General features: G+C 68.4%; 17 protein-coding genes. 8 read left to right on the forward strand and 9 right to left on the reverse strand.

What is annotated here, in order from left to right; genetic code table 11:
* Positions 1-242 precede the first annotated feature (242 nt).
* Positions 243-749 (reverse strand): hypothetical protein, encoded by a 507-nt coding sequence (locus KY501_RS42675; RefSeq protein ID WP_224369947.1) that lies wholly within the window; start codon positions 747-749, stop codon positions 243-245.
* A 105-nt stretch (positions 750-854) separates the two neighbouring features.
* Here KY501_RS42675 and KY501_RS42680 point away from each other — a divergent pair, with 105 nt between their 5' ends.
* The 3 genes from KY501_RS42680 to KY501_RS42690 all read left to right on the forward strand — a co-directional run bounded on the left by KY501_RS42680 (position 855) and on the right by KY501_RS42690 (position 2,901).
* The gene (locus KY501_RS42680; protein WP_224369949.1) at positions 855-1,754 is read left to right on the forward strand and encodes a hypothetical protein; all 900 of its coding nucleotides are present in this window, start codon (positions 855-857) and stop codon (positions 1,752-1,754) included.
* A gap of 135 nt (positions 1,755-1,889) precedes the next feature.
* Positions 1,890-2,258: a MazG nucleotide pyrophosphohydrolase domain-containing protein gene (locus tag KY501_RS42685; RefSeq protein ID WP_224369951.1), complete on the forward strand. Its 369-nt coding sequence runs from the start codon at positions 1,890-1,892 to the stop codon at positions 2,256-2,258.
* 76 nt (positions 2,259-2,334) lie between these two features.
* Positions 2,335-2,901 (forward strand): hypothetical protein, encoded by a 567-nt coding sequence (locus KY501_RS42690; protein ID WP_224369953.1) that lies wholly within the window; start codon positions 2,335-2,337, stop codon positions 2,899-2,901.
* Between the two features lie 83 nt (positions 2,902-2,984).
* Here the strand turns inward: KY501_RS42690 and KY501_RS42695 are convergent, their stop codons facing one another.
* From KY501_RS42695 to mutL, 3 genes are all read right to left on the reverse strand, one after another.
* Complete coding sequence (locus KY501_RS42695; protein WP_224369954.1) at positions 2,985-4,034, reverse strand: tetratricopeptide repeat protein; 1,050 nt, start codon at positions 4,032-4,034, stop codon at positions 2,985-2,987.
* 162 nt (positions 4,035-4,196) lie between these two features.
* A complete protein-coding gene (locus KY501_RS42700; protein WP_224369956.1) occupies positions 4,197-4,874 on the reverse strand; it encodes a hypothetical protein in 678 nt (225 codons plus the stop codon).
* A gap of 78 nt (positions 4,875-4,952) precedes the next feature.
* Positions 4,953-6,767, reverse strand: coding sequence for a DNA mismatch repair endonuclease MutL (mutL, locus tag KY501_RS42705; protein ID WP_224369959.1), 1,815 nt, complete (start codon positions 6,765-6,767; stop codon positions 4,953-4,955).
* A gap of 119 nt (positions 6,768-6,886) precedes the next feature.
* On the opposite strand from mutL, the gene KY501_RS42710 reads away from it, so the two are divergent.
* Both KY501_RS42710 and KY501_RS42715 read left to right on the forward strand, forming a co-directional pair.
* Complete coding sequence (locus tag KY501_RS42710; RefSeq protein ID WP_224369961.1) at positions 6,887-7,849, forward strand: SDR family oxidoreductase; 963 nt, start codon at positions 6,887-6,889, stop codon at positions 7,847-7,849.
* Between the two features lie 3 nt (positions 7,850-7,852).
* Positions 7,853-9,685, forward strand: coding sequence for a lysophospholipid acyltransferase family protein (locus KY501_RS42715; protein WP_224369963.1), 1,833 nt, complete (start codon positions 7,853-7,855; stop codon positions 9,683-9,685).
* A gap of 20 nt (positions 9,686-9,705) precedes the next feature.
* Here KY501_RS42715 and KY501_RS42720 read toward each other — a convergent pair whose 3' ends face one another.
* From KY501_RS42720 to KY501_RS42735, 4 genes are all read right to left on the reverse strand, one after another.
* Positions 9,706-11,649, reverse strand: coding sequence for a hybrid sensor histidine kinase/response regulator (locus KY501_RS42720; protein ID WP_224369965.1), 1,944 nt, complete (start codon positions 11,647-11,649; stop codon positions 9,706-9,708).
* Between the two features lie 97 nt (positions 11,650-11,746).
* The gene (locus tag KY501_RS42725; protein WP_224369967.1) at positions 11,747-12,274 is read right to left on the reverse strand and encodes a GNAT family N-acetyltransferase; all 528 of its coding nucleotides are present in this window, start codon (positions 12,272-12,274) and stop codon (positions 11,747-11,749) included.
* Positions 12,275-12,294: 20 nt separating this feature from the next.
* Positions 12,295-13,173 carry a GGDEF domain-containing protein gene (locus KY501_RS42730; RefSeq protein WP_224369969.1) on the reverse strand — a complete coding sequence of 293 codons (879 nt, stop codon included), beginning with the start codon at positions 13,171-13,173 and terminating at the stop codon, positions 12,295-12,297.
* A gap of 106 nt (positions 13,174-13,279) precedes the next feature.
* Positions 13,280-15,886, reverse strand: a complete 2,607-nt coding sequence (locus KY501_RS42735; protein ID WP_224369971.1) for a dickkopf-related protein — start codon at positions 15,884-15,886, stop codon at positions 13,280-13,282.
* 156 nt (positions 15,887-16,042) lie between these two features.
* On the opposite strand from KY501_RS42735, the gene KY501_RS42740 reads away from it, so the two are divergent.
* Together KY501_RS42740 and KY501_RS42745 are read left to right on the forward strand one after the other, a co-directional pair.
* Positions 16,043-16,339 (forward strand): DciA family protein, encoded by a 297-nt coding sequence (locus KY501_RS42740; RefSeq protein WP_224369972.1) that lies wholly within the window; start codon positions 16,043-16,045, stop codon positions 16,337-16,339.
* Positions 16,336-17,847 (forward strand): CAP domain-containing protein, encoded by a 1,512-nt coding sequence (locus KY501_RS42745; protein WP_224369973.1) that lies wholly within the window; start codon positions 16,336-16,338, stop codon positions 17,845-17,847. The genes KY501_RS42740 and KY501_RS42745 overlap by 4 nt, the downstream gene beginning before the upstream one ends.
* Before the next feature lie 90 nt (positions 17,848-17,937).
* Here KY501_RS42745 and KY501_RS42750 read toward each other — a convergent pair whose 3' ends face one another.
* Positions 17,938-18,171, reverse strand: a complete 234-nt coding sequence (locus KY501_RS42750) for a hypothetical protein (protein ID WP_224369975.1) — start codon at positions 18,169-18,171, stop codon at positions 17,938-17,940.
* Positions 18,172-18,536: 365 nt separating this feature from the next.
* Here KY501_RS42750 and KY501_RS42755 point away from each other — a divergent pair, with 365 nt between their 5' ends.
* A complete protein-coding gene (locus KY501_RS42755) occupies positions 18,537-20,672 on the forward strand; it encodes a lytic transglycosylase domain-containing protein (RefSeq protein ID WP_224369977.1) in 2,136 nt (711 codons plus the stop codon).
* Positions 20,673-20,792: the final 120 nt, after the last annotated feature.

The raw sequence follows: 20,792 nt of genomic DNA on the forward strand, positions 1-20,792 counted from the left end.
CATGAGTGACACCTTTCTCAAGTTGTTGGAATGTGCTTCTCAGAACCTGCGACGAGCGGGGGGAGGACGCCAGCCGGTTCCAAGTGAAAGGTTAGCAACCTCCCTTCTCGCTCAACCAGTCATCCTGAGATCAGCCCGAAGCCGTCCGGCAGGGACGAAAGATTGCCGCGCAGCTTGAGCTGATCCGCACACGCGCCTCCAGCACCCGACAAGTCTTCTAGGCCAGAAGGACCTTGCGTGGATCAGGGACCGGTCGCGGAGTCCGCGCTGCGTCGCGCGGCGTCAAACGCGTCCTGGAGCGCGTCCACGGCGCCGCCCACCTCGCCGGCGTACTGCACGGCGTGGATGGTGTAGAGGTCCTGCACCTGCTCGAGGCGCTGGACGAGCGTGCGCAGTTCGGGGCGCTCGGGGCAGCGGCTCTCGTGTTCGCGCAGGCGCGCGAGCCAGCCGGTGCGGAAGCGCATCCACTGTTGGTCCACGCTGCGAGCGGGGGCGTTGTGGACGAGCGTCTCGCGCTGGTTCTCGAGATCGGTCCACAGCTTCTGAGCGCCGTCCACGCAGGCCCGGAAGGAGAGGACCTGATCGCCGGTGGCGTGCGGGAGCTTCTCGGGCGTCAGCGCCCCCACGGAGAGGCTCACGTTGACGATGAGCCACAGGGAGAAGATGGTTGAGACGAGGACGTGGATCCCGTAGGCGGCGGCTCGGAACGAGCGGAAGCGAGGGTCTTTCCTGGGATCGACGTCGGGCACGGACTCTCCTCTTACGACCGAGGCTCCCCAGAGGCAACGACGGACTGATGTGGGGGGTAGGATGAGAGGGGGAATTCGTCCCCCACCCGACTCGACACCCCACCCATGACCTCTGTCGCCGTCTCGGACGTTGGAACGCTGCTGGCGAATATCCGCGATACGTACTCGGATCTGCCGATCCACCGTGTGGCACCGCTCGTCGGCCCCACGAGAGAGTGTGACGCGATCCTGTACGGCCAGACGGGCTTTGCCGACGAGACACTGTTCCTCTATGGCTACGACGCCGAGTCGCTCGAGCACTGCTTCCTCTACGATACACCGTGGGATGAGCTGCACCGGGCCTACAACGGTGGCAAGCCCGCCGAGTGGTACGACGGACTCGAGATGCCTCGTGCCTTCCGGGTGCGTTACAGCATCGCGAGCCCCGCGCAGCACGAGATCCTCGACCCGCTCTTGAAGGAGATGATGGACCGGCCCTTGCGACGGCTCGGGACGCGCCCCGCGATCCGCAACCCGTTCACCGCGCAAGCGGAGGAGGTCCTCCGAGACATCGACTCGTGGGGAGAGCGGCTCAGGTACCTGCGGCGTGGCAGCTACGTGGAGTCTGCGAGCTCGCCCCAGGTCAAGGACTGGACGCCCGCCACGGCCCGGTTTGGCGGTGTGGTGGGGAGCGAGAGCGCCCGCTATGTGCACTATCGCTTCGCGGTGGGCGACATCGAGCACGTGTTCGCGATGAAGCCCGCGATCCGGAAGATGACGCCGCTCGATCACGCGCCATGGACTTCCCGGAAGGAGCGCCGGGCGCACCTGGCGGAGGCGCGGCGGTACGAGCTGACCCTCGGCTCGTTCGTGAGCGGGCAGGAGGTGCGCGTGCGGTTCAATCCCCAGGCTCCCGTGGAGCACTCACTCGAGTTTCCACCCCAGCGGGAGGGCGAGACGCCCCCTGAGGTCCCCGTCTCCACGGTGACCTACCAGCTCGAGCCCGTCATTCTCCCGACGCGTTAGGGAGCGTTCCCAGAGCCCTGCCGGGCGCGACCAGCACGAACTGGTATGCTTGTCATACCAGCTGGTCCGATGCGCCGACGGAGCGGAGCCACCTCCCTGCTCGGCAAAATGCGGCGTGCCCCAGGGAACGACACCATGCCCCACCTTGATCCGAGACCGACCCTCGCGGACCTGCAGCGCTACGTGGCCGAGCTGGAAGTGGAGCGCGGCTTCCAAGCACAGGACGTCGTGCAGAAGGCACTGCTGCTGGGCGAGGAGGTGGGCGAACTCTTCAAGGCCCTGCGCAAGAGTCAGGGGATCTCGATCGATCCTCAATCGAAGGTGGGCCATGTCAGCGAAGAGCTGGCGGATATCCTGATCTACCTCTGCGCGATCGCGAACCGCTTCGGCATCCAGCTCGAAGAGGCGTTCCGGCAGAAGGAGGAGATCAACTCGCGCAGGACCTGGGCACCGGCTCCTGCCGCCTCAGGCGCTCCCGAGCCACGCCCCCAGGAGAAGCCTTGACCCAACTGGTACTACAAGCAGTCCAGTTCGCACGTGGCCGGCCCGACAGGGCGCCTGTTGGAGAAGTGGAAGTTCCATGAAATGCCCCACCTGCGGCGCCCCTCAGGCGCAGCCCGGCACGGCCTGCCCTCAGTGCAGGGCCTATATCCCGAAGTCCGCGGCGGCTCGCGCAGCGGCCTACGACATCGACTCGGACCTCGATGACGACGAGCTGTACGAAGCCCCGCCCAACCGGCGCCAACGCGTGCTCGGTCTGGTCTTCAAGCCCCTCGACTTCGAGGCCCGCCCCGAGCGCGGAGACATTCTCCCGTTCTGCATTCTGGCTCTGGTGATCGGCGCGGCCCTGGGGCTGCCCGGCCTCCTGCTGGGCTCGTGGCTGACCGACGCCGAGCAGAAAGCGTGGGGCAGCATGTCCCCCAACAACTCGCACTACCCGTCCTTCCAGAAGTACTTCATGCTGCCCGCCATCATCGGGCTGATGATCGCGTTCTCAGGGCTCTACCGATCGCTGCTGGTCGGCTGGCCCTGGCTCGGGGCTGGTTCGACAGGGGCACACTTCGCCCGCTTCGGAGTGGCCATCGTGCTCCTCAGCGGAACCGCCGTGCTGGGCCTGGCCCTGCTCATGATGATGATCTCACGCTGATCCTGCCCCATCTCCCAAATGAGAAGAGGCGCCTCGGCATCCAGGTGCCTCAGCGCCTCCCTCATGGAGCATCAAGCTCTGGCTCAGTGGGCCGGAGCAGGCGTCGCGGTGGCCGGGGCCGGAGCCGCCGGGGCCGGAGCAGGAGCCGCCGCCGCAGGAGCCGCCGTGGCGGGCGCCGCACCCACCGGAGACACCTGAACAGGCGCCGGAGCGGGCACCGCCGGAGCCGCCGCATCCCCGCCACCCTGCTGACGCTTGGCCGAGTTCAACCGCGCCTTCATCGCCCCCAGGTACTGGGTGTTGGGGTAGTTGGCCAGCGCGTCGCGAATGGTCGCCAGCGCCTTATCCAACTGGTTGGTCTCCTGGTACGACTGCGCCAGCAGCACCATGGCGTAGTCACGCATCTTGGACTTCTTGTCCCCATCCACGAAGCGGGCCAGCAACGGCGCCGCCTTGTCGTGCTGGTTGGTGGCGTTGTACGCCGCGCCCAGGAAGAAAGACGCATCCAGCGCATCCGCCTCGCTCGGGTTCATGGCCATGAAGCGCGCCAGATCATCCGCGGCGGCCTTCATCTCGTTGCGCCGGAAGGCGGCCTTGCCACGCTCGAGCGCCGTGTCGCCAATCTCCTTGCGCAGCAGCGCGGCGCGATCCGTGAGCGCCTGGCGCTCCAGCCCCGACAGGCGCGTGGTGTCCAACTTCACCAGCGCGTCGATGCCCTTGAGCCGCTCGTCACCCGGCAGCGTGGTCATCAACTTGTACACCTCCGCGGCGGAGCGCTGGGCGTTCTGGTTCGAGGCCACCTCCGCGCGCTGCTTCTCGAGCTGCTGCGTGAGGTCCGCCACCGACTTCTCCAGCCGCTCGCGCTCGGCGTCCGCGGTGGAAGTGCTGGTGCGCGTCACCATCACCGCGCCGCCCACGGCCAGGATGGCGAACAGGGCATAGGCCACACCCGAGGAGATCCACTGCCGGCGCTGGAAGTCCTCATGGCGCTTGCCAACGGCCTTCACCTCGGCGTGCAGGTTCTTCAGGAGATTGTCCGTCTTGATGACGAGGTTGCGTGCCTCGATCACCTCCTTGCGGATCTCCGTCAGCTCCTTATCGATTTCTGGCTTGGTGGTTTCGGCTGCTGCCATGGACATCTTCCTGGTAGGCCCGGAAAGGACTTCGGCCGGCTCGCGCATCGTAAAGTTTCCCCTGGACGGTTCGATCGACTTTCGGCACCGGGAACAGGGTCCACGTCCCCTCTCATTTCCGACCGGCTTCCGGGAGCAGCCAGGGAAACGAGCGCCCGCGCACTAGAAGCCTATTTTCGACGCGGGGCCAGGATCCTTCGGGAACGTGTAGTTCACCCCCACCGAGAACCAGTTGCCCCCCGCGTTGAAGGAGCCGAGGTTCTCACTGGCCTGCCCCACCGCCCCTCGGGCGAAGACGAGGCGGTACTCGAGGCTGATGCCCCAGGTGGCGTTCAGGCGCAGGGTCGCTCCCGCCGTCCCCGCCCACGCCTGGGAGAGGGTCTCCCGCGCCGTTCCCCCCTCGAAGAGCGACGTGGCCAGCAGGGGCCCCGTGAGGATGCCCAGGTACGGCACCGTCCCCTCCGGGCCGATGTTCAACCATCCCCGGAACCGGAGGCCAACCAGTGCGCCGTATCCCACCGTCGTCAGCCGAGGCTTGTTCGTGAGCTGGAGCCGCTCGCCCTGGGCGAACAGATCGATGCCCAGCTCCACCAGGTCCGAGATGCCGTAGGCGAACGTACCCACTGCCAGAGGCCCACCGGGCGATTTGCCCGCGCGCTCCAACCCCGCGTTGCCGGGCAGCGAGTAGTAGTGGTCATAGAAGGTGGAGTTGGAAACAAGCTTCCAGCCGCCCTGGATGGAGATACGGCCCACGCCATCGAGCGATGGAGCGTCGTCCTGGGCGGACGCGGTAGCGGCGACGAGCGTAACGATGAGGATGAGCAGAGGGCTCGGGCGCATCTCGGGCACTTCCAACCGGTGCTACAGGGGTGTGGCGCACCGTAACAGCGACCCTCGATCCGTCAATTTTCCGCCTGCTCAGCGCGCCCGCCGCTCCAACTCCAGCAATGGCATCTCCAGCACCACGACGGTGCCGTGACGGCACGTGGGGTGGAAGTCCGCCGCGTCCAGCTCGCCCAGCAGCGCTCGGAGTTGCGCGTCCGTGAGCTTGTCGGCTGACACCTGGGCGGAATGGCAGGCCATCACCCGGAGCGCCTCGGCCAGCCCCACCGCGTCCAGCGCCGTTCCCGGAGGCGGCAGTGCCTGGGACAAGGCCTCCAGCAACACGCGGGGATCGACGCCCTCCAGGCCAGGGGGTACTGACTTGAGCGCGAAGCTCGTCCCGCCAAAGGGCTCCACGTCGAGCCCCAGCCGTGCCAGCGCCTCGCGCCCCCCCATGAGCGCCTTGGCCACCGGCAGCGGCAACTCCACCGTGGTGCCGAAGAGCGAAGGCGCCGGGCCCTTGCCCTCCTCCAGCAGGTGGTGGAAGTCCATCAACCGGGCCCGCTCCAGCGCCGCGTGCCGATCGAGCACCACGAGCGTGCCGCCCGACCCCTCGCACACCTGGAAGCGATCGCCGAGCACCCCCATCGGCCGCAGCGCGGCGAAGTAGCCGGGCGGAGGGGCCTCGTTGAGCATCGGCAGGGCCTGCCCGAAGGCCGGAGCCCGTCCTCCCATGGGCACGGGAGCCGCAGGCGCGACTCCCGGAGACGAGGCCGGAGCATCCGCCGCCGTGGGCAGGGGCAACGGAGCACCCCAGGAGGACTCCTGTGCCCGGGTGAGGAAGCGCTCCACGGCCTGGGCGTAGTGGGCCGCCTGGCGCTTGGGATCGACCTCCATCGGAGAAGAAGGACCGAGCCAGGGTGCCGCCCGGAGCGTGCGCACGATGGCGGCCAGCACCGCGTCATACACCCCGCGCGAGTCGGAGAAGCGCACCTCGAGCTTCTGCGGGTGCACGTTCACGTCCACCGCATGGGGATCCACATCGAGGAAGAGGACCACCAGGGGCTGGCGTCCAGAAGGCAGGTACTCCTGATAGGCGCGCTGGATGGACGAGATGAGCCCTCGGTCCCTCACATAGCGGCGGTTGACGAAGGTGTAGATGCCGCGCGCGGTGGGCAGGGTGTATTCGGGCGAGGCGACAAAGCCTGTCACCGTCACCCCCAGCCGCCGCTCCTCCACCGGGAACAGGTGCGGGTGCACGTCCGCGCCCAGCGCCGCGGCGATCCGCTCGGTGGGATCGTCCGGGCAGGCCGGGCTGGTGAACAGCGGCAACCCTCCATGCTCCACGAGAAAGGACACCTCCGGGTGCGCCAGGGCGATGCGGATGACCGCCTCCTCCACGTGCTTGAGCTCCGTCTCCCCACGCCGCATGAACTTGAGCCGCGCCGGCGTGTTGTAGAAGAGGTCCTCCACCGTCATCACCGTGCCCACCCGCGGCGGCGCGTCCTCCACTTGCGCCGGCCCTCCTCCGTCCACTGTCACCCGCGTACCCACCTCGGCATTCGGCTCGGCGGTGTGCAGGGTAAAGTGCGACACGGAGGCAATCGCTGGCAGCGCCTCACCCCGGAAGCCCTTGCTCACCAGGTTGTGCAGATCGTCCAGTTCTCGAAGCTTGCTGGTGGCATGGCGCTCCAGACAGAGCACCGAGTCCTCGCGTCCCATACCGTGGCCATCATCGGAGATGACGATGCGCTGCAGTCCCCCACCCTCGAGCGCCACCTGCACGGTGTGCGAGCCCGCGTCCAGCGAGTTCTCCACCAGCTCCTTCACCACGGAGGCCGGGCGCTCCACCACCTCGCCGGCGGCGATCTTGTTGATGAGGTCATCACGGAGTCGGGCAATGCGAGCCATAGACGGGTTTCAGCCTCTCAAGGTAGTGCACAGGACGCAACACCTGGCACGTCCTCTCGTGTTTCCTACGCTAAAGGCTGACTTTCCCCCGGTTCTTCAGTAACACGCCCGTCCCGCGTATGGATGCGACCCATGCAGGCAAGAGGGGGCTGCGCGTCGCCGTCACCGGCGCCAGCGGTGATTTCGGCAAGCTGCTGTTGCCGCTGCTCGAGAAGGATCCCGCCGTGGAGAGCGTCCTGGTCCTGGACGTGGCCCGGCCCGAGGGTGACAAGGTGGAGTACCACCGCGTGGACCTCACGCGCCACGACGCCGAGAGCGAGCTGACCGAAGCCCTCTCCGAGCGCCCCGTGCACGCCTTCTACCACCTGGCCTTCCCGCTGGGGCCGATGCGCAACGGCTCGGTGGCGCACGAGTTGGAGGTGGCCGGCACCATCAATGTGCTGGCCGCCGTGGGGCGCTCGCGGCTGCCTCGGCTGGTGGTGCCCTCGCTCACCGCCGTGTATGGGGCTCGGGGCCAGCACCCGGCCGTGCTCCGCGAGGAGACGCCCCTGCTGGGCTGTCCCCACAGCCGCTTCATCACCGACAAGGTCCATGTGGAGGGCCAGGTGCGCGCCTTCCGCGAGCGCCACCCGGACACCCGCGTGCTCGTGCTGCGCTTTGCCCCCGTGCTCGGTCCTTCGGTGGACAACCCGGCCACGCGCATGCTCAAGCGCACGCTGGTGCCCACGCTGCTGGGCTACGATCCGCTCTGGCAGGCCGTCCACGAGGAGGACGCCGCCCGGGCCCTGCACAGGGCGCTCACAGCGGACGCCTCGGGCGAGTTCAACATCGTGGGCCAGGGCGTCCTGCCGCTGTCCGGTCTCATCCGGCAGGCGGGTGCCCGCTCCTTCCCCCTGCCCGGCCCGCTGTACCGCGCGGCGCTGCATGCGCTGGGGACGGTGGGCGCGGCGGGATTGCCGGTCGCGCTGCTCGACTACATCCATTACAGCTGGGTTGCGGACGGCGAGAGGGCCGAGAACGCGCTCGGTTTCATTCCCATCCATCACGCGCGGGAAGCCGCCGCGGCGCTGAGGAGGAGCTGAGTCATGGCGAAGGCCAAGGGTGTGCTGGGGAACGATCCGTTCCAGCGCGGTGCCGCGCAGCGCCCCACTGAATCCCCTCCCACCCCGAGCCGTGAGCCCGCCGAGGCTCCGGCTCCCAAGGAGGCGAAGCCCGCAGGCGCCAAGGGTGGCAAGGCCGCGAAGAAGTCGGAGCAGGCTGCGGCACCGAAGGCGTCGAAGCCCTCGAAGGCAGCGAAGGGCCGCAAGCAGGCTCGGACCCCAGGCCCCAGCTCCGAGGAGGCACACCGACTGAGGGAGCCCGCGGCGCCCGTGACGCCGCGCAAGCGGTCTGCGGCCCGGGCCCCCGTGATCGCGGAGGCGTCCGAGGAGTCCCTGCCCCAGACCCAGGCGGAGCAGGAGGTGGACCGGGTGCTGGCCACGGCCGTCGCCATCGAGGCCACCGAGGCCGCCGCCGAGGTCGCCGCCGAGGTCGCGGTGGATACGCTCCTGTCACTCCAGGCCCAGCAGTCGGGGACTGCGGGAGCCCCCCGGGGCTCTCTGGACGAAGCGTGGAATCGGGAGCTGGCCACGGCCGTCGTCACCGAGGCCGCCGAGGCCGCCGCCGAGGCCGTGCTGGACGCGGCGCTCTCGGCGGGAATCTCCTCCTCTCCGGGAGCCGTGAACGAGGCCCGGAGCTTCGAGGAGCGGACGACGATTGCCGCCGCCTTCGGGGAGGACTCGGAGGAAGAGGCCAACGAAGATCAGGAGATCTCCCGCACCCTCATGGCCGAGGTCACGGTCATCGATGAGGAGTACTCCGATGGGTCTCCGGAAGCCGAGGCCCAGGCCGAGCCCGAGGAGGAGCTGCCGGATATGGCTCGGGATGAATATCCGCCCGAGCGCAAGGCGCCCATCTCCCTGGTGCCGCCGATCTCGAACGACGAGCCCGCCAAGGAGCCATTCTTCACCGATCAGGTCCGGGGAGAGACGTCCGCGGAGCCACGCTCGGTGGGGATGTTCGCGCTGGCGAAGGAGATCGCCATCCAGGCGCTGGCGAGCGCGTCGGTGGGCAAGGCGCTCGGCACGGCGCACGGGCTGCTGGACGTGCTCCGCGCGAGTCTGGGCACCAGCGGCAGCACGTCGCTGGACGAGTACGGGCGCGACTCGGAGCTGGTGGGCGAGCTCCAGCCGCTGCTGGACTTCCTGTACGAGCGCTACTGGCGCGTCTCGGTCCAGGGTGCGGATCAGATACCCACGGGCAGTGCGATCCTCGTGGCGAACCACTCGGGGGCTCTGCCCTACGATGGGCTGGTGGCCTCGCTGGCGATCATGCGCGAGCGTCCGGAGCTGCGCGAGCCGCGCTGGCTGGTGGAGGATCAGATCTTCCACGCGCCGATGCTGGGCACTCTCTTCAACCGGCTGGGCGCGGTACGGGCCTGCCCTGAGAACGGGGTGCGGCTGCTGGACGAGCAGCGGCCGGTGCTGGTGTTCCCCGAGGGCTATCAGGGGCTGAGCAAGCCGTTCGCGCAGCGCTACCAGCTCAAGCGGTTCGGGCGCGGCGGCTTCGTGAAGCTGGCGCTGCGCACGGGAGCGCCGATCATCCCGGTGGCCATCGTGGGCTCGGAGGAGACCTCGCCGCTGCTGGGTCGCATCCCGGCCAGCTTCCTGGGCGTGCCGTACGTGCCGCTCACGAGCCCCGTGCCACTGCCGGCCCGGTGGACCCTGCGCTTCGGCGAGCCGGTGGGCGTGGAGGGCCTGGGTCCGGAGGCCGCGGACGATCTGGCCGAGGTGCAGCGCCTGACCGAGCGCACCCGCGAGTCGATCCAGGGCATGCTCCAGGCGCTGCTGCGCGAGCGCCGCTCCGTCTTCGCCGGCTGAGGGAGGGAGGGCGCCTCGGATCAGCCGTGGTGCTCGCGCAGCACCTGTCCCATCAGCCGGCGGATCTGCTCCACCTCGAACGGCTTCTCGAGCCAACCGTTGGGGACCTTCTCCAGGAACTGACGCGCGCGGGGCGTGAACGCACCGCCCGTCATGAAGATGAAGCGCCCGGCCAGTTCTGGCCTCAGCGCCTGCACGCGCTCGTACAGATCCATCCCCGTCAGATCGGACATCATCAGATCGCAGAAGATCACGTCGAGCGGAATTCCGGACAGCAGCTGCTCGAGCGCCTCCTGGCCACTGTCGACGACCGTCACCCGATGCTTGCTGCCGACCATCCGGGCCAGGGCACGCCCCACTCCGGGCTCGTCGTCGATGATGAGCACCTGGCTGGACTGGTCCTTCACGGGAACCGGTACGGCTTCGGCGGCGGGAGCCACCGCAGGAGCCACCGGGAGCAGCACCGTGAACGTGGTGCCCCGCCCCTCCTCGCTGCGCACGGAGATCTCTCCCCCCAGGCTCTGGACGATGCCGTGGCAGATCGAAAGCCCCAACCCCGTCCCCGAACCCACCGACTTGGTCGTGAAGAAGGGCTCGAAGATGCGCGGCAACAGATCCGCGCGGATCCCCACCCCCGTATCACTCACCTCCACGGAGACCCGGCCCGAGGCGTCCATGCGCGCCCGCACGGAAATCTCACTGCCCAGCGCATTGCCCTCGGGAATGGCGTGAGCGGCGTTCACCAGCAGGTTGAGGAACACCTGCCCCAGCCGCGAGCCATCCGCCATCACGGGCGGCACGGCCTCGAAGTGCCTCACGAGACGGGCGCGGGAGCGCAGCTCCGGGAGGGCCATCTTGATGGCCAGCTCGATCACCTCCCGCACATCCACAGCCGTGCGCTGCTCTTCCTCCTGGCGTGAGAAGATCTTCAGATCCTTCACGATGGTGCGCACCCGCTCAGCCCCCGCGTGCGCCTCCTTGAGCATCTCCTGGAGATCCGCCAGGCGGGTGCCCAGGTTCCGCTGACTCTCGGGAGTGAGCGCGCCTTCCTCGCACTCCCGGGCGAGCTGCTCCACCTCCTGCCCAGCCAGGGACAGGTTGCTCAGCACGAACGTGAGCGGGTTGTTGATCTCGTGCCCGACCCCGGCGGCGAGCGTCCCCATCACCACCATGCGATCGTTCTGCAGCAGCTGGGCCTGCATCTGCTTGCGCTCGGTGATGTCACGCCCCATCACCAGCACGGACGGAGCCCCGTCGAAGTCGATGGCCAGAGCCAACGTCTCCACCTCTTGCGAGGTGCCGTCGCTCCGAAGCGAGCGCATCTCCTGGGGAGGAGCGGGCACGCCCGTCGCTACGATGGACTGCATGCGTTGGATGATCATCGGCCGATCATCCGGGTGGACCACGTCCAGCACAGGCCGGCCGAGCAGATCCTCGAGCTTCTCGTAGCGCAGCGCCGAGAGCATCGCGGGGTTGACGTAGACCAGCCGCCGATCCCGGTGGACACAGATGCTCTCGGGCGCGCTCTCGATCAGCTTGCGGAAGCTGATCTCCGAGCGGCGCAGGGACTCCTCGGTGCGCTTGCGCTCGGTGATGTCCTTGAAGACGGACACCCAGAAGCTCCGCTCCCCTCGCGCGTCTCTCACAGGCGCGGAGAAGCGCTGGAGGGTCCGCCCATCCGCCAGCAGCGTCCGGTCCTCCGCCGGCTCCTGTGGAGCTTCCTTGCCAGAAGGGGCGTACAGCCGCAGGAAGCTGTCCCGGTCGGCCACCGCGGGCAGACAGTGCTCGATCACCTCGAGGTGCAGGGCCTCGCCATGCCGGACGCGCAGCTCCAGCGGCTCGATGTGCCAGAGCTGGAAGAACTGCCGGTTGGCGTAGAGCACCCGGCCGGAGCGGACATCCACCAGGTAGAGCCCCAGGGAGAGGTCATCGCTCATGCGCCACGGCTGGAGCGCGTCGATCATTCCCCTCCTATCTAACACAGCACGCAGCGAAGACTCCGCAGCCGCCGGGAGGGGGAGCCTCTCCCACGCCGCTCCCCTGCCCGAGAAGCCGTACGGCTCAGAGCGTCAAGGCAAGCACGAGATCGCGCTGCAGGTCGCTCCCCAGCTTGAAGTGCATCTCCCCCACTTCGGTGAAGCCCCAGCGCCTGTAGAAGGCCCGAGCCCGGGTATTGTGCTCCCACACTCCGAGCCACAGCACATCATGTCCCCGAGTGCGGCCCTCCTCGATGCACCGGAGCATCAGCGCGGCTCCCACCTTGGCTCCGAGGAAGGGGCGGTCCACGTACAGCCGCAAGAGATTCAGGGGGCGCTCTGCTCGCACCCCCTGCTCACGGGCCCCGTCACGCATCAGGGCGAAACCCGCGGGCGCGCCGGAGATCTCGGCCAGCAGGTACTGGAGGCTCGAGTCCCGGAGTTCCGCCTCCTGGATCTCCGGCCGGTAGTGCGAGGCGAGGAACGCCTCCATGTCCTCGGGAGTGTTTTCGGCCGCGAAGGAGTCTCGGAACGTGCGAGCACCGAGCTCCGTCAAGGTCGCCGCGTCCGCCAGCCTCGCGAGCCGGATCCTCACGACAGGGGGAAGACTCATGTCAGGAGCATCATGGGGTATCAGCAGCAGACGCGGTTGCGACCGCCCGTCTTTGCATCGTAGAGCTTCGCGTCCGCCGCGCGCACCAGATCCGCGGCCTCGCGGTGCTGCGGCTGGAGCGTGGCCACGCCCACGGACACCGTCACCGGGATGTGGTTCTTGTCGAAGCTGAAGTGCTGCTTCGCGATCAGCTGGCGCACCTTCTCCGAGAGCAGCTTCGCGCCCTTCAGGTCGATCTCCGGGAGGATGATGGCGAACTCCTCGCCACCGTAGCGAGCGAACACGTCCTCGCGCCGGATCTTCGTGCGCACCGTGGAGGCCAGCTGCTTGAGCACGTAGTCCCCCGCGAGGTGCCCGTGCTCGTCGTTGATCTGCTTGAAGTAGTCGATGTCCATCATCACCAGCGACAGCACCCGCTCGTAGCGCCGGCTGCGAGACAGCTCCCGATCGATCTGCTCGTCGAAGTAGCGACGGTTGTGGACCTGCGTCAGCCCGTCCATCGTCGTGAGGCGGTAGATCTCGTCGTGGTACGCCGCCTCGATGTTGCCGCCCGCGATGTACTTGAAGATCGTCCGGCCGATCTTCACCAGATCGCCGTTGCGCAGGTGCCGCTCGCCCTCCACCAGCTCGTCGTTGACGAAGGTGCCGTTGGTGGAGCCCAGATCCTTGATGCGCACGCCCTTCTTCGAGTTGGTGATCTGCGCGTGGTTGCGGCTCACCGCCTCCTGGTCCACGCAGATGTCCGCCTTGGACGAGCGCCCGATGGTGACCTCGGGTTGCTTCAAGTCGTGCTTGCGACCCAGATCCAGGCCGTAGATGACCACCAGCGCCGCATCCAGGTTGAGCGGGCGATCCGAGATCTTCGAGATGGCTGTGACGACGGTCTCATTCTGAGCCATAACCGGCCAACTCTAACACCCAGCAAATCCAGAAACGAGTCAGAGTAAAGGCGACGATGTGGGTTCACAGAGGTGGGCCTGATCCATCTATTTATTGAATGTGGATTTATTGGATGTGGATCGACCGCGTACTGGAAACGGGCGGGTGCAGGGTCGCGCCCTGGGGATCGACCAGCGAGGCCGTGACGGACACTCCCTGTCCGGAGCACCCCGAAGGCAGATGCACCTCCACCTCTCCCAGCCCCTGTGAGGCGTCCACGTCTCCGCGAACGAGTTGGCCCTCGCAGCCGAGCCCGCCCGTGAAGGAGAGCTGGACATAGCCATCGTCGGTGGGACCGCTGCCGATCCGGAAGCCGGTGACCTGGACGCGAACGGTGGACCCGCGCGAGAGCGTCTTGCCCTCTTCGTCCGGCGAGAGCCAGGAGACCTCCGGGCGCTGGTAGTCGAGCACGGACCACGCTCGGGTGAAGGCCCCGAGCCGATCGAGGTTCAGGTCATCCGCCTCGGCCAGTCGCGCCGGGCCCAGTCTGTCCCCTTCCGGCGTGCGGGCTGAAAGTGCCTGCACGAGCATCAGCGACCGCGTGCCCGTGAGATCTCCGAAATAGGTCCGGTCCTCGAAGGACACGGGAGGCACCGGCAGGCGGACGCCCGAGAGGGCCTGCGACGAATCCAGGAGCACCGTCCAGCGATGGCCCGCTCGGTTGGTGAAGAGGATCCGCAGCAGCGAGGTCCCACTCAGCCCCGGATCGGTGACGAAGCGAAACTGCCGGCCCTCCAGGCCCCGGTAGGGCGTGGGATCGAAGTTGTAGCGAGCCCCCTCGGGAATGGGCAGGAAGGTCCCGGACATCGCGATGGGCGTGGTGCCCTTCGGATCGAAGATCGGTCCGGACACGGGCTCCACGAGCGCACTGCTGGCCAGGCCCGCGGACACATCCGTGAGGTCCGCGTTGGACGTCGCCACAACGAGCATGCGGTAACTGCTCCCCTCCAAGCCGTGGTGCGCGGGGGCCATGCGGACGCTGACGAGCCCCGGTGCCGGGAGGCCGGCCTGCACGTCCGTGTTGGGGTCCGCGGGAGCCGTGTTCACCGCAAGGCCCAGACCCAGGGGTACCAGGCCCTGCCCGGGCACGCTCGCCGCGCCCAGGACGACAGCCCCGTCCAGGAAGGCGCCGCGGTAGCGCGGCAGCGAGGGGACCCGGAGCGCGAACGGGAAGGCCAGCGGAAGCTGCTGGAAGTCGTGGTCCACGGAGGCGAAATGTGACGTCTCTTCGAAGTCCGGCGTGCCGCTGTCGGCCCCGGGCGTGGGCAGGAGCCGGAACTGCACATCGCGGACAACGGACGACTGCAAGCGCCGCAGCAACGGAATGCTCTGCGCGAGCACCTGGCTCGGGTCGATGGAGGAGCCGAAAAGGCTGGGAGGAATCTCCGTGAGCGGCACATCGCCCGAGAACGCCCACGCGGTGCGCGTGCCACATGATCCCTCGCGGATGGCGGTCTCCACGTTGGAGACACCCGCGAGGCTGGCGTCACACACACCCGCCACACCGGGCGCCGAGTACTCCGCCTGCACCGGGTTGGAGGGCAGCGCCATGTACGCGCTCGCCGGTAGCACCAGCTCGCGCTGCGTGCCGCCCAGGTTCAAGGACGTCGCCGTCGAGGGCCCCATGAGCTGCTCGCGAGCCAGCTCCAGCGCGAACCCTGGCGTGGACAGCCCCGCGAAGCCCAGGTGCAGGTTCGTCGTGGCCGGCAGGTTGCGGAAGGTGCCCTTGGCGCCGCCGTAGCGCTCCAGCGGGTTGCGCAGCAGCGGCAACACGAGGTCCCTCGAGCCCGTCGCCGTGTTGTAGCGAGCCAAGGTGAGGTAGCCGTACTCCTCGTGGAAGACGGTGATGTCGACCACGGCCTGGGCCGGGACGCTCGCCGCGCCTTGCGCGTCCGTGTCGGCCGAGCCAGTGATGCTGCCCTCCGCATCGGAGATCACCACACGCGCCCCCCTCAGCGGCCGCCCCGACAGCGCATCGGTCACCACCACGCGCACGTGACCGGCAGCCACATCCGGAGCCAGCACCGTCACCTGTGCACGGCACATGGCCGTCCCCACCTGGACTTCGATCGCCTCCGTGGACTCGGTGGGGGTCGCCAGTGTGAAGGTGGCGCTCGTGCCCGCGCCGCTCCCCGTCGCCGAGGTCCCGATCGCGGCCCAGGAGATGCCCTCTGTCGGCACCAGGGGCTTGCCCGTGGCATCGCGCACCGTCACATCGAAGCGCACCTGCGTCCCTGTGCGGCCGATGACGAAGTCCGGCGTCACCTGGCAGCTCGCGGCGAGCGACGCGGCGGGAGCCGCCCCACACCTTCCATCCCGGCACACCAGCCCCTGCGGGCAATCCGCATCCCGAGCGCACAGGGACACCGCGCACTTGCCCATGTCGCACTGGCAGCCCAGCGGATTGTTGTCGCACTCGGGCAAGGCATAGGGCCCCCGCTTCCCCACGCTGCAGTCCTCCCGGGTGCGGCAGGCCGCCTCGCACCGGGACACCGCCGTGTTGCAGAAGAACAGCGACGGATCCGGGCAGTCCTGATCCACGGTACAGGACGGAGGCGCGCCCGCATCCCCGTAAGGATCCGGCATGTCCGAGTCATCCGACGCACAGCCGTTCAACAGGGGGCCTGCGCAGAGCAGCGCCAACAGCGGCACCAGGCGGGTGAGCAGGTTCATCCGGGACTCCGTTTTCTGGGGGGTAGCCTCTCCCGGACCTTACAGGCAGGGGAACCGACGCGCGACGCCCCGGACCCCGCCCCCAGGTGCTCCAGGCTTGCCTGCCCTGATGGCCCGGCATTGGATTTCCCGCCGCGCCGGTTGATGATTCGTCCCATGGCGCGCCAAGAGCCCAAGTCCCTGGAATCCCTCCTGCCTCGTGTCCTCGCCCGGCTGGCCGAGGAATCAGGCAAGGGGCACGCCCTGGCCCCCATCTGGGCCGCCGCCGTGGGCCCCCAGATTGCCAGGCACACCTCCCCTTACACCCTGCAGGCCGGCACGTTGGTGGTGACGGTGGCGAGCGCCGAGTGGGCACGCACGTTGTCGCTGGAGGAGGCCTCTCTGTGTGAGCGGCTGAACGCCCGGCTGGGAGCGGGAACGGTGAAGGCGCTGTCGTTCCGGCTGGGGGGATGATGCTGGCTGTTGCCCTCACCGCGTTGCTGGCGGCCGCGCCGTTGACGCCGGAGTCCATGGAGCAGCAGGCCGCGCAGCACGTTCTGCGTGAGTTCGAGCGCGTGGGCCGCCGTGCACCGGTGCAGGATCCGGCGCTCACGGAGGCGGCGCGCCGGCTGGCCCGCGAGGCGCTGAGCACGCGCAATCCCTCGGGAGTGCCGGATCTGCACTCGCTGACGCTGGCAGTCAGCGATTCGGGGGCCACGGATCCGAGCCCCTTCCACTTCGTCATCCGAGCCTGGGCGCACGCGCATGCCATCGAGACCTTCCTGGCGCGCAAGGACTTCAACACGTCGCCTGCGAGCCACTTCGGCGTGGGGGTGGTGACGGCAGGCGAGCGCGCGGCCCTGTTCCTGTTGATGGTGGACCGCAAGGCGGAACTCCAGCGCTTCCCTCGCAACTTCCAGCGCCCGGGAGCCGCCCAGGTGATGTGCGGAGAGATGGTGCCGCCGCTGACGGCCGCGGACGTGTACGTCACGCTGCCGGATGGCAACGTGGAGCGGGTGCCGCTCACGCGCAACGCGGGCTCGAAGTTCTGCGCGCAGCTGAAGTTCCCGAAGGTGGGCGGGTACACCGTGGAGGTGCTTGGGCGCTCGACAAAGGGGCCGGAGGTGGTGGCGCTCTTCCTGGTGGACGTGGGAGGCCCCAGCCAGCGCAACGAGGAGGAGCCCGTCACCGAGCCCACCACCGTGGAGGAGGCGCGACAGTCCATCCTCCGGCGCATCAACAGCCTGCGCCACGCGTACGGCCTCAACGAGCTGACGCCGGATCCGGCACTGGACACGGTGGCGCAGGCCTACAGCGACCGCATGGCGCGCGAGGGCTTCTTCGGCCATGTGGCCCCTGACGGGATGGACCTGCGGGGGCGCATGGCGGCGATGGGCCCGGCATACCGGAGCGCGGGGGAGAACCTGGGCACGGCGTCCGGCCCGCTGGCGGCGCACTTCGGCATCGAGCACAGCCCGGGCCACCGCAAGAACCTGCTGTCCTCGCAGTTCACGCACGCGGGCATCGGGGTGACGTTCCAGCCGGTGGATGGGCGCCCGCAGGCCATCGTCACGGAGGTGTTCTCCGCGCCCGTGCAGTTGAGCGCCACGGCCGATCCGGTGGTGGAGACGTACAAGGCGCTCGACGCCATCCGGAAGCAGTACAAACTGCCGGCGCTCAAGCGCAGCCAGGCGCTCGAGGAGATTGCCCTCGACCACGTGAAGCGGGCGCTGCAGCAGGACACGCCGAAGGCGAAGCTCTCGGACTCGAACGTGCACGAGCGCGTGTTCCGCGTGGTGGAGAACGCACGCAGCGCGGCCGTGGACATCTACGTCGCGGAGGATCCCACGGCGGCTCCGGAGTCCAAGAGCCTGCTCGACGCCCGCAACAACCAGGTAGGCGTGGGCATCATCCGCGGAGACTCACGCACCTTCGGCAAGGACCGGTACTGGGTGGTGGTCATCTATACGACTCCGCGGTGAAGCTCGCTCGCCGGTGGGCTCCCCTCGTGGGGAGCCTCTCCGGGACATAGAGGCTTCGAAGAAGCTTCAGAGGCGCTTCGGAGCGCGCCCTTAGACGGGGCGGCGCTGGGTGGCGTAGGCCTCGATGCCCATTTGGGGCGGAGCCACCTGCTGGTTCAGCGGACACTTCATGCACGAGAACGACTGCCACCCACGTCGCACGGCCTCGTCCAGGCAGTTGTCGTAGTGGTGGCAGTTGAGGTTGCGATGGCTCTCGACGCCAGCGCGCTTGGGACCGGCCTCGGGGTTGATGGTCTGCGGCAGATCAGACGGACACGGCTTCATAGGTGGAGCCCTCCCACGGTAAGCAATTCCCCCCCGAGCCCTGGTGAAACAGTGAAACGGTGCTACGGACTACAGCGGCGGCCCCTACCAGCGGTAGCGGGCAACCTCATGCGGCGGCGCAACCTAATGAGGACCTCGCGGTGACGCAATGGGTCGAGGCCATATGTCTCCCTACATGACACTCTGAGCGGTGACGTATTCCCCCAGTGGCAACGGGTGAACACTCACCAGGTCCTCTTGGGCGCGCCGATCTAGGACTTGTTGGGGCGGCTGTCAAACGACCCCCGGAACAGCCGCTCGGAGGAATGGGTTGGAAACGCTCTGCGTTAAAGTGCGCTCAGGGTGCGACCGGAGAGGCATGACCCATGAAGTGGAGTGGATTGGTGGCGGGGCTCTTGTCGGGGGCGGCGCTGGCCCAGGCGCCGGCGACGCTGGAGGCCGTACGGCTCCATCGGCCGGAGGCGGCGTCGCTCGTCCGGGAGGAACTGAAGGCGTGTGACGCCCGGAAGTGCCCGGATTCCGCGCGCTTGGCGTTGCTGGCGGGCACGTTGGTGCTCTCCGAGGGTGAGGCGGCCGAGGCTCGGGAGATCTTCGAGTCCCACCCTGCCCCACCTGCCCTGGAGGCGTTCCACGCGTATTACCGGGGACAGGCGCTCTTCTACTCGGGGGATGCGGCGGGAGCGGCCACGGCCTTTTCGCTGGCAGTGCAAAAGGCTCCACCCTCGTTGGAGCCTCGGGCTCGGGCGCGGCTGGGCGAGGCGCTGCTGACGGCTGGGAAGGCAGCGAAGGCGGCTCCGATCCTGGAGACGGCGGCGAACCAGACGCCGAGCGCGGAGCTGTTCTACGAGCGCGCGCAGGCTCGGAGTGCCGCGGGCAATGCCGCGGGGGCCCGGGAGGACCTGCGCACGGTGGCCCTGAGGTACCCCACGCACCCGTACGCGGATGAGGCGCTCGCGAAGCTGGAGGCGCTCACCCCTCCGGTGCGGCTGACGCTTCCGGAGCACCTGCGACGGGCGAGGGCACTGCTGGATGCGGGGCTGGGCGCTCGAGCGCTGGAGGAGTTGGAGGCGGCAAAAGCTCAAAAGCTGGTGAAGGGCGCGGCGGTGCAGGCGGAGGTGTCGCTGGTGCGGGCGCAGGCGCTGTTCGCCACGAAGCAGTTGGAGGAGGCGGAGAAGGCGCTGACCGAGGCGCGCAAAGGTCCGCCGTCAGTGGCTGCCGATGCGGCGCTAGTGACGGCGCGCCGAGCGCTGCGAGCCAACGAGAACGAGAAGGCCCGAGAGTTGATGGCGGCCCTGGACAAGGCCTGGCCGAAGCAGGCGGCAGGCGATGAGGGTGCATTCTTCGCGGGCTGGCTGGACCTGCAGGGCGGGCGCTACGAGGACGCGGTGAAGGCGTTCACTCGCTTCGAGCAGCGCTACCCACGCTCTCGGCGCCGTGACGAGGGCATGTGGTTCCGATCGCTCTCGCTGCTGAGGCTGGAGAAGTACCCCGAGGCGCGCGAGGCACTGGGCCGGCTGGTGGACGCATTCCCGCGAAGCAACCTGGTGCCTCAGGCGCGCTACTGGATGGCGCGGAGCCAGGAGCTGGCCGGATTGCCCGTGGACGTCACGGTGCCTGCGTACGAGGCCGTACTGAACATCGCTCCGGCGTCCTTCTACTCGCTGCTGGCCAACGAGAGGTTGCGGGCACTGGGTCGCACACCGCCGCCGGTGTTCCCGGAGCCGCCGAAGCAGCTGACCGTCCCGCGCCCACCGGAGCTGGAGCTGGCGGTGGCGCTGACCGAGGCGGGCCTCTTCCCGGACGCAGCCGAGGAGGTGGAGTCGCAAGCCTCACGCATCCGCTCCTCCGAGAAAGCCCTGCCCTTCGTACACGCGCTGCTGTCGATGGGCGAGTACGGGTACGCGCACGCGGTAGCGGCGAGGCTGCTATGGGGCCGAGCCTTTGGCGAGCGGGCTCCCGAAGCGTTGGCGGCCTTCTACCCGCGAGCCTTCGCCTCGGCGGTGGAGTCAGCGGCCACGCGCAATGAGGTCGAGCCGTATCTCGTCTGGGCCATCATGCGCCGCGAGAGCGCGTTCCGGCCGGAGGTGGCGAGCGCCGCGGATGCTCGAGGGTTGATGCAGATCATCCCGCCCACGGGGACGGCGATCGCGGAGAAGCTCGCCGAGCCGCGTCCGAACCCGGCGGACCTCTTCGCACCAGATCTCAACATCCGGTACGGGTCCTGGTACCTGTCGCAGTTGATGAAGCGCTTCGCACACCCGGTGCTGGCGGCTGCGGCATACAACGCGGGTCCGAAGGCCACGGCGAAGTGGGCGCAGGAGAAGGGCTCGCTGCCGCTGGACCTCTTCGTCGAGGAGATCCCCTTCCGCGAGACGCGAGGCTACGTGAAGCAGGTGGTGGCAGACCTCTACCTCTACCGCACGTTCTATGGCAGCGGCACCTCGCAGCCCCCGCTGGCACTGACCGTGCCCACGCCCTCGGTGGAAGGCGTGAACTTCTAAGAGACCGCCCCAATCCCCCTGTCGGGCGCGCTCGGGACCAACCTGTCTGCTAGTTGGACAGGTTTCTCAGCACTCGGCGGACAGGGGACACCCTCCACGCTCCTCGCGAGGCTCAGGCCT

The organism is Hyalangium versicolor, from assembly GCF_020103695.1.
Taxonomy (GTDB): domain Bacteria; phylum Myxococcota; class Myxococcia; order Myxococcales; family Myxococcaceae; genus Hyalangium; species Hyalangium versicolor.